15 protein-coding genes and 1 tRNA gene are annotated in these 13,963 nt (G+C 63.0%); 8 read left to right on the forward strand and 8 right to left on the reverse strand.

Translation table 11 applies throughout. The features are described 5' to 3' along the window. A partial coding sequence (locus tag AAIL68_RS05945) for a TRAP transporter substrate-binding protein (RefSeq protein WP_347138683.1) occupies positions 1 to 789 on the reverse strand: 789 nt, incomplete at its 3' end. 480 nt (positions 790 to 1,269) lie between these two features. After that, positions 1,270 to 1,404 (reverse strand): hypothetical protein, encoded by a 135-nt coding sequence (locus AAIL68_RS05950; protein ID WP_347138684.1) that lies wholly within the window; start codon positions 1,402 to 1,404, stop codon positions 1,270 to 1,272. Between the two features lie 380 nt (positions 1,405 to 1,784). Between AAIL68_RS05950 and AAIL68_RS05955 the strand changes: the two genes are divergently transcribed. From AAIL68_RS05955 to AAIL68_RS05965, 3 genes are all read left to right on the forward strand, one after another. Then, entirely contained in the window at positions 1,785 to 2,492 is a 708-nt protein-coding gene (locus tag AAIL68_RS05955; RefSeq protein ID WP_347138685.1) for a type I restriction enzyme endonuclease domain-containing protein, read from the forward strand. Beyond that, positions 2,489 to 2,773 carry a YgjP-like metallopeptidase domain-containing protein gene (locus AAIL68_RS05960; protein ID WP_347138687.1) on the forward strand — a complete coding sequence of 95 codons (285 nt, stop codon included), beginning with the start codon at positions 2,489 to 2,491 and terminating at the stop codon, positions 2,771 to 2,773. The genes AAIL68_RS05955 and AAIL68_RS05960 overlap by 4 nt, the downstream gene beginning before the upstream one ends. A 234-nt stretch (positions 2,774 to 3,007) precedes the next feature. Beyond that, complete coding sequence (locus AAIL68_RS05965) at positions 3,008 to 3,202, forward strand: M48 family metallopeptidase (protein WP_347138688.1); 195 nt, start codon at positions 3,008 to 3,010, stop codon at positions 3,200 to 3,202. A 266-nt stretch (positions 3,203 to 3,468) separates the two neighbouring features. On the opposite strand, the gene AAIL68_RS05970 is transcribed toward AAIL68_RS05965, so the two are convergent. The 4 genes from AAIL68_RS05970 to phaC form a co-directional block, all read right to left on the reverse strand. After that, positions 3,469 to 3,558: transfer RNA gene (locus AAIL68_RS05970), tRNA-Ser, on the reverse strand. A gap of 38 nt (positions 3,559 to 3,596) precedes the next feature. Further along, positions 3,597 to 4,205 carry a polyhydroxyalkanoate synthesis repressor PhaR gene (gene phaR, locus AAIL68_RS05975; RefSeq protein ID WP_347138689.1) on the reverse strand — a complete coding sequence of 203 codons (609 nt, stop codon included), beginning with the start codon at positions 4,203 to 4,205 and terminating at the stop codon, positions 3,597 to 3,599. A 148-nt stretch (positions 4,206 to 4,353) separates the two neighbouring features. After that, entirely contained in the window at positions 4,354 to 4,809 is a 456-nt protein-coding gene (locus tag AAIL68_RS05980; RefSeq protein ID WP_347138690.1) for a Phasin, read from the reverse strand. A gap of 197 nt (positions 4,810 to 5,006) precedes the next feature. Next, positions 5,007 to 6,848: a class I poly(R)-hydroxyalkanoic acid synthase gene (gene phaC, locus AAIL68_RS05985; RefSeq protein WP_347138691.1), complete on the reverse strand. Its 1,842-nt coding sequence runs from the start codon at positions 6,846 to 6,848 to the stop codon at positions 5,007 to 5,009. Between the two features lie 336 nt (positions 6,849 to 7,184). Here phaC and phaZ point away from each other — a divergent pair, with 336 nt between their 5' ends. After that, positions 7,185 to 8,519: a polyhydroxyalkanoate depolymerase gene (phaZ, locus tag AAIL68_RS05990; RefSeq protein WP_347138899.1), complete on the forward strand. Its 1,335-nt coding sequence runs from the start codon at positions 7,185 to 7,187 to the stop codon at positions 8,517 to 8,519. A gap of 62 nt (positions 8,520 to 8,581) precedes the next feature. Next, complete coding sequence (locus AAIL68_RS05995; RefSeq protein ID WP_347138693.1) at positions 8,582 to 9,061, forward strand: pyridoxamine 5'-phosphate oxidase family protein; 480 nt, start codon at positions 8,582 to 8,584, stop codon at positions 9,059 to 9,061. On the opposite strand, the gene AAIL68_RS06000 is transcribed toward AAIL68_RS05995, so the two are convergent. After that, on the reverse strand, positions 9,043 to 10,014 hold the full coding sequence (locus AAIL68_RS06000; RefSeq protein WP_347138694.1) for an alpha/beta fold hydrolase: 972 nt from the start codon (positions 10,012 to 10,014) through the stop codon (positions 9,043 to 9,045). The two genes, AAIL68_RS05995 and AAIL68_RS06000, sit on opposite strands and share 19 nt — an antisense overlap. Further along, entirely contained in the window at positions 10,001 to 10,741 is a 741-nt protein-coding gene (locus AAIL68_RS06005; RefSeq protein WP_347138696.1) for an alpha/beta hydrolase, read from the reverse strand. The genes AAIL68_RS06000 and AAIL68_RS06005 overlap by 14 nt, the downstream gene beginning before the upstream one ends. Before the next feature lie 116 nt (positions 10,742 to 10,857). Here AAIL68_RS06005 and thrS point away from each other — a divergent pair, with 116 nt between their 5' ends. From thrS to AAIL68_RS06020, 3 genes are all read left to right on the forward strand, one after another. Then, on the forward strand, positions 10,858 to 12,804 hold the full coding sequence (gene thrS, locus AAIL68_RS06010; RefSeq protein WP_347138697.1) for a threonine--tRNA ligase: 1,947 nt from the start codon (positions 10,858 to 10,860) through the stop codon (positions 12,802 to 12,804). A 207-nt stretch (positions 12,805 to 13,011) separates the two neighbouring features. Then, positions 13,012 to 13,218, forward strand: coding sequence for a cold-shock protein (locus tag AAIL68_RS06015; RefSeq protein ID WP_089388183.1), 207 nt, complete (start codon positions 13,012 to 13,014; stop codon positions 13,216 to 13,218). A gap of 86 nt (positions 13,219 to 13,304) precedes the next feature. Beyond that, complete coding sequence (locus AAIL68_RS06020) at positions 13,305 to 13,922, forward strand: DsbA family oxidoreductase (RefSeq protein ID WP_347138698.1); 618 nt, start codon at positions 13,305 to 13,307, stop codon at positions 13,920 to 13,922. The last annotated feature ends 41 nt before the right edge of the window (positions 13,923 to 13,963 follow it).

A 13,963-nucleotide genomic window follows, 5' to 3' on the forward strand; every position in this document is an offset into this window, starting at 1 on the left:
ACGCATGGCGACAACGGCATCGTCGGCGGCTTTCTCGAAGGCGGCCTTTTGTTCATCGTCCAGGTTACCCCAGAGCGACGGCGAGACGAGGATGATCGTCGAGGAATAGACGTGCCCGTCCAGCGTCAGGTTCTTCTGCACCTCGTTCAGCTTGGCCGAGACAATGACGGAAAGCGGGTTTTCCTGACCGTCGATCGCCCCTTGCTGCAGCGCGCCGATCACCTCGGGCCAGGCCATGGGCGTTGGCGCTGCGCCAAGGGCGCGGAAGGCCTCGATGTGAACCGGGTTCTCCATGGTGCGGATCTTCAGGCCCTCAAGATCGGCCGGCGTCTCGATGGGGCCGCGATTGCTGGTGATGTGGCGGAAGCCCTGCTCCCCCCATGCCAAGGCGTGCAGACCTGCGTTCTCGAACTTGGCAAGCATCTCGTCGCCGATCTCGCCATCCAGGACGGCGCGAGCATGTTCCTTGTCGCGCAGAAGGAAGGGAATGCCGAGAACGCCGACTTCGGGAACGAAGTTCGACAGCGTACCATCGGAGGCGATGGTCATCTCGACCGTGCCGAGTTGCAGCCCTTCCAGAACCTCGCGCTCGCCTCCAAGGCCGGAGGACGGGAAGTGGCGGAAGCTGAACTGGTCACCAAGGCTGGCCTTCAGGGATTCCTCGAACGCCTTGGCCCCTGCGCCATAATGGCTGTCCTCGGCCAAGGCATAGCCGATCTTGATCTCCTGCGCAGCAACAGGCGCGGCAAATACCGAACCAAGCAAGGCGGCAGCCATAAAATGCTTCATTTCTCAGGTTCCTCCCTCGGATCGGGCTGAAACTAGCTTCAGCCATACGAGATGCGCAACCTATGAACGCAACATTGAAGAACTTTGATGAAACCGTCCGTCTTTGTGAGTCGGCCGGCAACAGGACTGCAGACATTTTCTTCCGTTTCAAGCCACGGCAATCCTCCTTGGCACGATGATGCGGGCGGCGCCTGCCAGCACAGCAGCGTTCTTCCCCGACCATGTCGAGGATTGCTGCGGCCGTCGCTTTGGAACGACCATCTCCGTGTCTGGCAATTCCTCGCGACAAGCGCCTCAGTTCCGCTTGTTGCTTTACTTGCGCCTACAGACAACTAGACGTTGATCAAGCTGGCCGAACATTCACCTTGGCTGCTGGTTCTCCATATCCCGCAATGGATAAAAGTGAGCCATGACCGCAGACAAGAAGATTACGACCGGAGCAAATGACCGGCCGAAATCCACAGCATCGCGCGAGCTGCGTCAGGAATTCCAGGCGATAGCGGTGCAGTAGGCAATGCTGATGAAGAGCAACTGGATGCAATGCGCGCCGCGCTGGGGATTGAGGACTCCGTCGAAACTGGTGTTGACCGCAGCCTGGCGCTTCAGAAGGACCATCAGAGGAACGATCCGAAAGATAAGTGAGCCCCTGTCGAGGGAGTCGAGGAGATCGACGGTGCCGAGGCTGACGAGGACACCTACGGTTAGTTCCGGCCGAAGCCTTGGGTGCGCGGGCGACACCATATTACGGTGTTATGTCGGAGCCGATTTCGTGAACCGCGCAGCGGATAATACGATCAGCCGCCGCTAGCGTAGCGAGAATGATAATTCGGAAGCCCTTGTCGCCTTCTCATTTTCTAGCGCTTCCGTTCCGCCAGTCCCATGGCATGACGAACTCGATGCGTCAGACGCCACGCCTTGCTGCCCGCGCCACGACCTCCTCGGGACTGAACCGCCCCGGGTTTACCGGCGAGTAAAACACTCAAAGGATGAGCCCTATGTCAAAGCCGAGATTCACCTACCAGGAGACGGTCGATGTCCGAGAGTTCGAGCCGAAGATCCAGAAGCTGCTTGATGACCACGTCGTGGCGATGCCAGCGGAGACCATCATTGAGGTGGTCAACATCAACGATCCCGACGCGCTGAAGGCGGTCATCGAGGAGACGGGCGTCTCCAAAGCCTCAAGGGCGGACCGCATTGCCAGCGCCTCCCGCCGGGCAATCACCGAGAAGATGGATGAAGACCCGACGTTCTACAAACAGTTCTCCGAGTTGCTTGAAGAGACCATTCGCGCCTATCGCGAGAAGCGGCTCTCCGAGCGCGAGTACCTGAACAGCGTCGTAGACCTTGCGAGCAAGGTGGCACGCAAGGATCGGGGCCGGGATGTTCCCGGAAGCATCCGGGGCGATGAGGATGCACAGGCGTTCTTCGGGATCCTGGACGGTCAGCTTAAGACCAAGGGCGATGAGCCGGTGGCCAGCGACGATGCCGCCGCGATCGCACAACAGATCATCGATATCATCAAATCGCACCTGATCGTCGACATCTGGTCGAACGAAGTGGCCCAGAACAATCTGCGCAACCCCATCGATGACTACTTCTTTGACGTCCTTCGCGACGAAAAGGGCATCAACCTCCCCGTGGAGGTGCTCGACGATCTCGAGCTGAAGATCATAGACCTCGCCCGGGCCCGGTTCACGGCATGAAGCGGGAACTGCACTGCCTGCAGTACGGCGAGCAGGAGATCCAGTACCAGATTGTCCGCCGCCCGAGGAAGACACTGGAGATCGGCGTCGAGCTGGATGCGTCGGTGGTGATCGCGGCCCCGGAAGACGCGACACTAGACGCCATCGAAGCCAAGCTGCGGAGGCGCGCGGCATGGGTGACAAGGCAGCAGCGGTACTTCTCCCAGTTCCTGCCGCGCACGCCGGAGCGCAGGTTCGTCGCCGGGGAGACCCATCTCTACCTCGGCGCCAGTACCGGCTGAAGGTCGTCCCGCATGTCCAGGAAGCGTGAAGCTGATCCGCGGCTCCATCGTCGTGCAGACTCACCGGCCGACCAGGCCGGAGGTGACACGCGAACTGGTCGAGGCATGGTACCGCGACCGGGCCCACATCAAGTTTCCGGAACGGATCGAACTCTGTCTCGGTCTGTTCCCGGATCCCGAGGCATTCAGGCCGAAGGGTCTAATCGTGCGCCAGACCCGGCAGGGTGGGGGTCCATGTCCCCGGCCGGACGTCTGTTGCTGAACCGTCGCCCCGTGCAGGCACCGGTCGACGCCATCGACTACGTGATCACCCACGAGCTCTGCCACGTGGCGGAACCTCATCATGGGGCTGCCTTCTTCGAGCTCCTCGACAAGGTGATGCCCGATTGGGAGCGTCGGAAGCAGAGACTGGAACGGGCCATGGCCTGAGAACTTCCGAACCTGGTCGTGGCAGACGTAAACGCGACTCCAATCCAAGCAATTTCAACGGATCGAATTTCATCAATATTTACATAGTCTTATGATAAATTCACCAAATCCGCGCAGTCATTAGGTCCGGAGAATATCGGCCCTGAGAGATCCCTCCGGGGCCTTTTGGCGGCTGGCCCGGTGCTCAGCCCCTCCCGCATAACCCTCGAAAACAACGGAAAAATCCGGCCGCAGCCGGATCGGGAGAACGCTTTCGCGGGGGCAAGTGGCGGACAGTGAGGGATTCGAACCCTCGAGACGGTTCCCCGCCTACACACTTTCCAGGCGTGCGCCTTCGACCACTCGGCCAACTGTCCGTGGGCGCGGTCTAGCCGGTGTCGGCGGCCTGCGCAAGTCAGAGCTTTGAAATACGCTGCTGAAGTTCGGCCAACTGGCGACGAATTTCAGCCATGTCCTCGCCTTCGCTCTCGGCACCGGGCCGCTGCTTGGGCTTGCGGGCGGGCGCGGCCTCCTCTGGCTGGTCGGGCGCGTCCAGATCGGCGGGCTCCGGTCCCGAGGATCCAGTCCAGCCGCCCATCATGGCCTTCAGGAAGGCCTGCTGCTGGCGGTGCATGGCGTCAAAGCCCGGAACGCGGGCCATCGGGTTCGGCATGACCGCCATGTTTTCCATCAGCTTCGACTGGCTTTCGCGCAGCATCTCGAAACTGGCGGCCAGGAATTGCGGCACCACCGATTGCGCGCTGGTGGTATAGCTGCGCACCAGATCGGTCAGAACGTCGATGGGAAGGACGTTTTCGCCCCGGCCTTCGTGTTCGGCAATGATCTGCAGCAGATACTGGCGCGTCAGGTCGTCGCCGGACTTCAGATCCACGATCTTGACCTCTCGCCCCTCGCGGATGAAGGCGGCGATATCTTCAAGGGTCACGTAATCGCTTGTTTCGGTGTTATAAAGCCGCCGGCTGGCATAGCGCTTGATCAGCAGCGGCGTGGACGTTCCGGCCATGTCGGACCCTCGGGCAAACGGTTTCCGACATGATGGGTGCTGCATGCGCAAAAGGCAAAGAAAATTCTGCACCTGCCAAAGGGCTGTCCGGCAGACATGAAAAAAGGGGCGATGTCGCCCCTTTCCTCAGATCACTTGTTAGGCGCGATTATTTCGCGGCGACGGTGGTCGCGGCCTTCTTCACGGCCAGCTGGTTGTCGCGCGCCACGGTTTCCGCAACGGTGCGGGCTTCGGCGGCCACGTCCTTGCCAGCGGTCAGCATCAGGTCAACGGTGTCCATCTGGACCTTTTTCGCCACTTCGGCAAAGGCGGCCATGTGCTCGGCCGCGACTTCGGCGGAAGCCGAGGCGAAATCGCTCAGCGACTTGGCGTAGTCGGACGGTTCCTGCTTGACGACGGCCAGTTCACCCATGCGGGCGATGGTGTCCTTGGCCCAGCGGGCCGAAATGTCGGTCGAACGCTCGGCGGCGGTCAGCGCAACCCGGGCCAGCTTTTCGCCCAGAACGCCCTGCGATTTGAAGGCCTCCTGGAACGACGAGGTGTCGATCGGGAAATTGGCCACCATGTCCTGGAAGGTCTTTGCGAAATCGGGGGTCTTTGCCATGTCAGTCACTCCTATCAGCGCAGCGGAAGGAAGAGATTCGATGAGAGAGGTTTTCCGCAGCTAAGCCATTCTCTGACGGCAATATGAATGCTGCGCCGCGGCATTGCAAGTCTTTTATGCTGCAGCGCAGAAAAAGTTAATCGGCAGGAAAGTAATTCAACGTCATTTTTTGTCATGCCGTTTATCGCTTCTAACAATCACGCTGCCCTTTCATGGACATAGGTGCCGGGCGCAGGCGCAAGGCCCTGGCCGGGATCGCGGGCGGGCACCATCGGCCCTGCCCGTTCCGCCAGCCATTCGCCCCAGCGGGGCCACCAGCTTCCCTCGGTGAACGAGGATGATTCCTTCCAGGCCTGATGGTCCTTGCTAAAATCGCGGCTGCCCATGTAGTGGCCGTATTTCTTCTTGGAGGGCGGGTTGACGATGCCCGCGATATGGCCTGATTCGGACAGAATGAAGGTCTTGTCCGTGGACCCCATCCGCGCCACGCCGCGCCAGCTGTCCTTCCAGGGCGCGATGTGGTCCGTTTCGCAGGTGATCGCGCATAACGGCACCGTCACGTCCGAGATATGCAGCTTGTGGCCCAGCAGTTCGAAGCCGCCTTCAACAAAGGCGTTCTGCTGGCACAGCCCGCGCAGATATTGCATCGTCATCTTGCCGGGCAGGTTTGTGCTGTCGCCGTTCCAGAACAGCAGGTCGAAGGCAGGCGGCGTTTCCCCCATCATGTAGCTGCGGATGGCCGGTCCCCAGACGAGGTCGTTGGGACGCAGGAAGCTCATGGTGCGCGACATCAGCCTGGCGCGCAGCATTCCGTAACGGTTCACCTCGTCGGCGATGCCGTTGACGAAATCGTCCTGCAGGAAGCTGACGAATTCGCCCTGGTCCGAAAAGTCGGTCAGCGTCGTGAACAGGGTCGCCGAATTGACGCGGTCGTCCTCGCGCTGCTTCAACAGCGCCAGGGTCAGCGACAGCGTGGTCCCGCCGATGCAATAGCCGACGACGTTCAGCTTTCGCTGGTCGGTCAGGTCGCGCACCTTGTCCATCGCGTCCACATAGGCCGAGACATAGTCCTCGAGCCCGACATCGGCATAGCTGGCATCGGGGTTCTTCCAGCTGACGACGAACAGGGTATGGCCTTGTTCCACCAGCCATTTGATCAGGCTGTTCTGCGGCTTCAGGTCAAGGATATAGAACTTGTTGATCCAGGGCGGGAAGATCAGCAGGGGCATCTGATGCACCTGGTCGGTCGCGGGCTTGTACTGGATCAGCTCGTAAAGCGGCGTGCGGTGGACGACCACGCCCTCCGATGTGCCGACATTCTCGCCCACCGAAAAGGCGTCCCGGTCGGCCAGCGACACGACGATGTCGCCGCCATTCAGTTCGACATCGCGGACCAGGTTTTCCAGCCCCCTGACCAGGCTTTCGCCCTCGGTCTCGATGGCGCGCTCCAAGGCGTCGGGGTTGGTGGCCAGGAAGTTCGTGGGCGCCATCATGTCCACGATCTGGCTGGTCAGCCAGTTGATGCGGCGGCGGGCCGTATCGTCAGGCAGTTGCAGGTTCTGCGCGGCATCCTTCAACGCCTTGGCATTGATCAGGTACTGCCGCTTGACGAAGTTGAAGTAAGGGTGGCTTTGCCACAGCGGATTGGCAAAGCGTTTGTCGGCGGGGCTGTCGTCCTGCGGCGCGGTCACTTGCCCGCGCGCCAGGGCCATCTGGGCGTTGGCATAGTTCTTCAGCGTCTCGCCCCAATAGGTGACCTGGTTTTCCAGCACCAGCGCCGGCTGTTCCGACAGGGTCTTCAGCCAGGCATTGGCCGCGGTCATCATCAACTCCGGTCCCGGCGCCTCGATCCCCGGATTGGGCATCGACCGGCCCGACAGCGCGGACATCAGCCGCTGGCCCAAGGCCTCGATCCGCTCTATATTCTCGGCCAGCTTCCGGGCGGTCGAGGGAGAGGAGCCGCGCGCCATCGCCTCGGCCTGGGCTTCGGGGGCGCGGCTTGCTGCAGCCGCCTGCTCGGTCGCTGCCGCCTTGTCCAACCGTACCTCGGGCGCTGCAACCTGCGGGGTCGCCTGGGGAACCGATTCCGTCGCTTTTACAGCTTGGCGCTGCCGTTTTGCGGCCTTGCTGCCGGAAATTTCAGCGCCCGCTTCCGCCGCATTTCCTTTTATTGCAATTTTACTTGGTTTTTCGGTAGCTTTCTTTCCGCCATATCCTGCGCTTCTTGCCATGGCTCCGGTTCCCCCCTAATACCGATTCAATGATATGCGCAGGGCGGACAATGCGCAAACATGGGTTTTGGAACCGGATCGGCTCACCCTTGCTTCTTGTCTTGCCGCAGAAGCGAAAGGGCAACGCAGGTGACGATCAAGGGCATCAAGGGCATCGTGTCCTATGACGCGATGGAAACCATTCGGAACACGAACGAATGGATGGGCGCATCGGCCCGCGCCATCGCGTCCTATCCGGTCTTCGCGCTGACCCCCCACCCGATCTTCAAGCTGATGAGCGCATGGGGCCGCGTCACCGAACGCAGCTTTGCCCGCATGGTCATCAAGCCCGACTGGGAAATCCCGCCCATCCCCGGTGAACAGGGCCAGGACCACATCGTCTATGTGGAACCCGTGATGAAGCGGCCCTTCGGCGATCTGGTCCATTTCCGCGTCGCCCGGCGCGAGGTGCAGCCCCGCAAGGTTCTGCTGATCGCGCCGATGTCGGGCCATTACGCGACCCTGATGCGGTCCACCGTCACCTCGCTGCTGCCCGATTGCGAGGTTTACGTGACCGACTGGCACAATGCCCGCGACATTCCCGTCAGCGAAGGCAAGTTCGACATCGAGGATTACACCCAGTACCTGGTCGATTTCATGCGCCACCTGGGGCCGGACACCAATGTCATCGCCGTCTGCCAGCCCGCGCCGCTGGCGCTCGCCGCGACCGCGATCCTGGCCGAGGATGATCCGGCGTCCCAGCCGCGCACCCTGACGCTGATCGGCGGCCCGGTCGATCCCGACGCCGCCGCGACCGAGGTGACGGATTTCGGCAATCGCATGACCATGGGCGAACTGGAACATCTGGTGATCCAGTCGGTCGGCTTCAAATATCGCGGCGCCGGGCGGATGGTCTATCCGGGGCTGGCGCAGCTGACATCCTTCATCGCCATGAACGCCGAAACCCATGCCCGCGCCTTCATGGACAAGATCTGGGCCGAGGCGCGCGGCACCGGATCCGAGGGCGACAAGCACAACAAGTTCTATGACGAATATCTGGCGGTCATGGACATGACGGCCGAATTCTATCTCTCGACGGTCGAGCGGATCTTCAAGAACCTGGAAATCGCCCGCAACCAGTTTGTGGTGAACGGCCGGCATGTCGATATCAGCAAGATCACCGACGTGGCCATCATGACGGTCGAGGGCGCCAATGACGACATCTCGGCCCCCGGCCAATGCGTGGCGGCGCTTGATCTCTGCACGGGCGTTCCGGCGGAAAAGAAGAAGCAGCATCTGGAAGCGGGGGCGGGCCATTACGGCATCTTCGCGGGCAAGTCCTGGCGTCTGAACATCCGCCCGCTGGTGCTGGACTTCATCGACGACAACATGGCGGTGCCCGATTCGATCAAGCCGAAAAGGCGCCGGACCCGCGGCGGCGTGGCAGCCGATTGCGGCGTCACCGATCCGATCGGCGACAGCAGCAAGATCGCGGTCTAGGAACCGGGCCACGCGGTTTCCCGTTGTTCCCGACAGCCGCATGATGCGGCAAGGGGAACACCATGACCGACGACACGCACGCCGCGACCTTCTGGAAACGCCTTGAGGACATCAATTCGGGTATGCTCGGCCTGTCCGAGGATGCCCGGCTGACACCGATGTCCCATTACGCCGAGCCCGAGTCGAACATCCTGTGGTTCATCACGGCAAAGGGGACCGACTTGGCGAAATCGGTTGCGGATGGCGGCAAGCCCGCCGTGCATGTGGTCAGCGACGCGGCCGAAGGGCTGTATGCCAGCATCCACGGCCGCCTATCGCTGTCGGATGACGAGGCCAAGCTGGACGAATTGTGGAACGCCGTCGCCTCAAGCTGGTTCGAGGAAGGCAAGCGCGACCCCGATGTGCAATTGATGCGCTTCGACCTAGCCGATGCCGAGGTCTGGGCAACCGGCGGCAAGCTGTCCTTCATCTACGAGATCGCCAAGTCCAAGGTCACCGGCCAGAAGCCCGACATGGGCGAGCATTATTCGCTGACCTTCTGATCGGGCAACCTGCCGATCCAACCGGCAATCGCAGGCACCAGGTCGCGGGTCAGGTCGGGCGACAACGCCTCGCCCGCGATCACATGGGCATCGGGATCGTCATGCGATCCCGATGCCACCTTCATCACCGTCGCGCCGCCGCCCCATTCCGCAGCCACCCTGGCGCTGGTGCGGTGGTCGATGATGCGGTCGGCATCGGACCAGATGAACAACGCGGGCGTGATTGCGGTGCGGTAATTCCCGTGCCGCGCCCGCCGCAATAACGTCCCGACCGCCAGCACCGCCGATGCGGGATAACAGCTTGTCCAGCGCGCGCGGTGCATGTCGTTGCGGGTGACAAAGCACCGCCCGGGATCGCCCATGATGCGCAGGATCGTCCGGGCGAAGGGCAGGTCCAGCATCCAGGCCCCCCGCCCCCGCAACGCGAAGTTGGGAGAGATCAGGACGATCCCGTCCATCGCCCTGCCCATCTGCGGATCGCGTGCAGCCAGGGCGGTCAGGGTCGCGCCGGTGGACATGCCCAGGACCACGACCTTTCGGCCCATCTGCCGCGCAGCCGCCAGTCCTTCGGCCAGGTCGCGCCACCAGTCCCCGGCGCGGGCTGCGGCCAGTTCGGTCCCGCCCTGCCCATGCCCTGTCAGGCGGATCGCCAGCAGGTTCGCGCCCAGACGGCGGGCCAACTCCTCGGGCAAGGGGCGAAGTTCCGCCGGGCTGGCGGAAAAGCCATGCAGATAAAGGATCGCCAGATCCGTGGCCTGCCCCGGCTTCCCCGCCCATTGGATATAGGATGCGACTTCCGGGCGAATGCCGGCCTCTCTCTCCGCCAGCCAGGCCTGGAGATCGCCGGGCGGGTCGAGCCCGAGGGGATCAGTCCGCAGCCTGTCGCGCGGCCCGAAAACCCACAGCAGCGCCAGCCCGATGGCCAGCGCAAGCGCCAGCTTAAGCAAGAACATCGTCGACTGACCCGGCGATCAGCGCCAGACATTCCGGCGTCGAAAAGCGGTGGTCGGCACCCCTGACCAGCGTCAGGCGGATATCGTCGCCCGTCGCATGATCCAGCAGCCGCATGGCCCAATCGACCGGCACATCCGCATCCGCCGTGCCCTGCAGCATCCGCACCGGGAAGGGCAGCGGCAGCGGCTGGTTCATCACCAGATGGTCGCGCCCATCCTCGATCAGGCGACGTGTGATCACATAGGGCTGCTCGCTGTAATCGCTCGGCAGCGCCACCCGGCCCGCCGTCATCAGCGCCTGCCGCTGGGTGTCGTCGAACCCGGCCCAAAACCCCTGCTCGGTGAAATCCGGCGCGGCGGCGATGGTGACAAGCCCCGCCACCCGCTGCGGCATCGCCCGCGCGACCAGCAAGCTGATCCAGCCGCCCATGGACGATCCGACCAGCACCTGCGGCCCGTCGGTCAGCGCCTGAATCACATCGCGGGCGTCCCCGAACCAGTCGCCGATGCAGCCTTCCTCGAAGCTGCCGCTGCTGTCTCCGTGGCCGGAATAGTCGAAGCGCAGGAAGGCGCGGTTCTGCTGGCGCGCCCAATCATGCAGCCAGGCAGCCTTGGTTCCTGTCATGTCGGACTTGAACCCGCCCAGGAACACCACGCCCGGCCCGCGCCCGTTGCTGCGCTGAAAGGAGATGCGCCGTCCGGCGGGGGTTTCCAGATATTCGCTCATTCACGGCTCTCCTGCGGTGGTGCGCTTATCTTGACAGTTTTCCCGCCCCGGTCCAATGGAGGTCGCATAACCCGCAACCGGGCGTTCCGTGGGCGCCAAACCGACGAGGAGGACGTATGTCCCAGATTTCCCTGAGCTTCCCCGATGGCAATTCGCGCGACTATCCCGCCGGCATCACCGCCGCGCAGGTCGCCGAAAGCATCGCGCCCAGCCTCGCCAAGCGCGCGATCTCGGCCAGCCTGGACGGGCGGCACATCGACCTGGCTTGGCCGATCAACGACAGCGGCGCGATCAGCATCAACACGATGAAGGACGACGCCCCCGCGCTGGAACTGATCCGCCACGACTTCGCCCATGTCATGGCCCGCGCCGTGCAGGAGTTGTGGCCTGACGTGAAGGTCACCATCGGCCCGGTGCGCGATTACGGCTGGTTCTACGACTTCGACCGCGCCGAGCCCTTCACGCCGGAAGATCTGGGCCGGATCGAGGCGACGATGAAGCAGATCATCGCGCTGCGCGAACCTGTCCGCACCGAAGTCTGGGACCGCGACCGCGCCATCGCCTATTACAAGGACCGGGGCGAGCCGTTCAAAGTCGAACTGATCGACCGCATCCCCGAAGGCGAGGATCTGCGGATGTACTGGCATGGCGACTGGCAGGATCTGTGTCGCGGCCCGCACCTGCAGAACGTGGGCCAACTGCCCGCCGACGCCTTCAAGCTGACCCATATCGCGGGCGCCTACTGGCTGGGCGACAGCTCGCGCCCCATGCTGCAGCGCATCTATGGCGTGGCCTTCCGCAACCGCGATGAACTCAAGGCCCACCTGACCATGCTGGAGGAGGCCGCCAAGCGCGACCACCGCAAGCTGGGCCGCGAGATGGACCTGTTCCACATGCAGGAGGAAGCGCCGGGCCAGGTCTTCTGGCATCCGAACGGCTGGAACATCTATACCACGCTGCAGGACTACATGCGCCGCCGCCAGCGGGCCGATGGCTATGTCGAGGTGAACACCCCGCAGGTCGTCAGCCGCAAGCTGTGGGAAGAATCCGGCCACTGGGAAAACTATCAGGAAAACATGTTCATCGTCGAAGTGGACGAGGAACATGCCCGCCAGAAGACCGTCAACGCCCTGAAGCCGATGAACTGCCCCTGCCATGTGCAGATCTTCAACCACGGCCTGAAATCCTATCGCGACCTGCCCCTGCGCATGGCCGAGTTCGGATCCTGCAACCGCTATGAACCCTCGGGCGCGCTGCACGGGATCATGCGCGTGCGCGGCTTCACGCAGGACGACGCGCATATCTTCTGCACCGAGGACCAGATCGAGTCGGAAACGAAGAAGTTCATCGAGTTCCTGGCCGCGATCTATGCCGACCTGGGATTCACCGACTGGCGGATCAAGCTGTCCACGCGCCCCGAAAAGCGCATCGGGTCCGACGAAAGCTGGGATCGCGTGGAAGCCGCGCTTGGCAATGCCTGCAAGGCCGCCGGTTACGATTATGAACTGTTCCCCGGCGAAGGCGCCTTCTACGGTCCCAAGCTGGAATTCGTGCTGCGCGACGCCATCGGACGCGACTGGCAATGCGGCACCTTGCAGGTGGACCCGAACCTGCCGGAACGACTGGACGCGGAATATGTGGGCGCCGACGGCGCCAAGCACCGCCCGATCATGCTGCACCGCGCGGTCCTTGGCAGCTTCGAGCGTTTCATCGGCATCCTGATCGAGAACAGCGCGGGCAAGCTGCCCTTCTGGCTGGCGCCGCGGCAGGTGGTCGTCGCATCCATCGTGTCGGACGCCGACGCCTATGTGGCCGAGGTGGTGGACGCGCTGCGCACCGCCGGCATCCGGGCCGAGGCGGATACCCGGAACGAGAAGATCAACTACAAGGTCCGCGAACATTCGGTGGCCAAGGTGCCCGCGATTCTTGCCATCGGCATGAAGGAGGTCGAGGATCGCACCGTCTCGATCCGGCGCCTGGACCAGCAGGGATCGCGCCTGTTACCGCTAGCCGAGGCCATTTCCGCCCTGAAGGACGAAGCCACGCCGCCCGACTTGCGTTGAATCCGCGTCATTGTCGCAGCTTTCTCGCGTGCAGACCCCCGTCTGCGCGCGTTTCCTTCTTGCGTTTTTTAGCGATTCGTACATCCTCTCAACTGCGTGAGCGAATGCCTTTCTACCGCCTCCCTTCATGGGCAGCCGGAAGTTCGAAAGCGGGCTGCACGGCCTGGCGCAATCCTGCGTCGGGATGACTTGAAGGAGAGAACGGTTATGGCGACCGGAACGGTTAAATGGTTCAACGCCACCAAAGGCTATGGCTTCATCGCCCCCGATGACGGCGGCAAGGACATCTTCGTCCACATCTCGGCCGTGGAACGCGCCGGGCTGACGGGCCTGAAGGACAACCAGAAGATCGCATACGAACTGCAGTCCGGCCGCGACGGCCGCGCATCGGCCAGCGATCTGAAGCTGCTCTGATCCAGCTTTCCAAAGGTTGCGGAACGGCCCGTTCGCGGGCCGTTTTGCGTTGCGGGCGGCAGCCCCGGTGATTGAAAGGACCAGCCATGATCCCCCTGGACATCTTCGCGGACCCCGTCTGCCCCTGGTGCCTGATCGGCAAGGTCGAGCTTGACCGCGCCTTGGAAAGCCGCCCGCATCATCCGTTCCAGATCGCATGGCACCCGTTCCGGCTGAACCCGCAGATGCCCAGGGGCGGCATGGACCGGATCGAATACCTTCATGCCAAGCTGGGCGACCGTGCCGAGGAAGCCTCTCGCGCCGTGGCGCAGCGGGCGGCGGCCCTGGGCCTGACGCTGAACCCCTCGCCCATCGAGCCCGACACGACCGATGCCCACCGGCTGATGCACTGGGCCGGGCTTGAAGGCGCGCAAACGCGGGTCATGTCGGGCCTGCTGCGCGCCCATTGGCAGGAAGCGCGCAATATCGGCGATCCGGCTGAGCTGGCCCGGATCGCGGGCGCGGCAGGAATGGACAGCGATCTGGTGGCCCGCCTGCTGGGCAGCGACGCAGACCGGGCCGAGGTCGCGTCCCGCGAACAGCACGCCCGCGAGCGCGGCATCAACTCGGTCCCGACCTTCATCGTCGCCAACCAGCATGTCGTCAGCGGGGCGCAGCCGGCCAGCCTGTGGCAACAGGTCATCGCCGAATTGACGGGCTCCTGAAAACAAACTTGCACACTGTGCAAAATTTGGTTACAGGACTG

Origin of the sequence: Paracoccus sp. SSK6, assembly GCF_039770665.1 — a bacterium.
Taxonomy (GTDB): Bacteria; Pseudomonadota; Alphaproteobacteria; order Rhodobacterales; family Rhodobacteraceae; genus Paracoccus.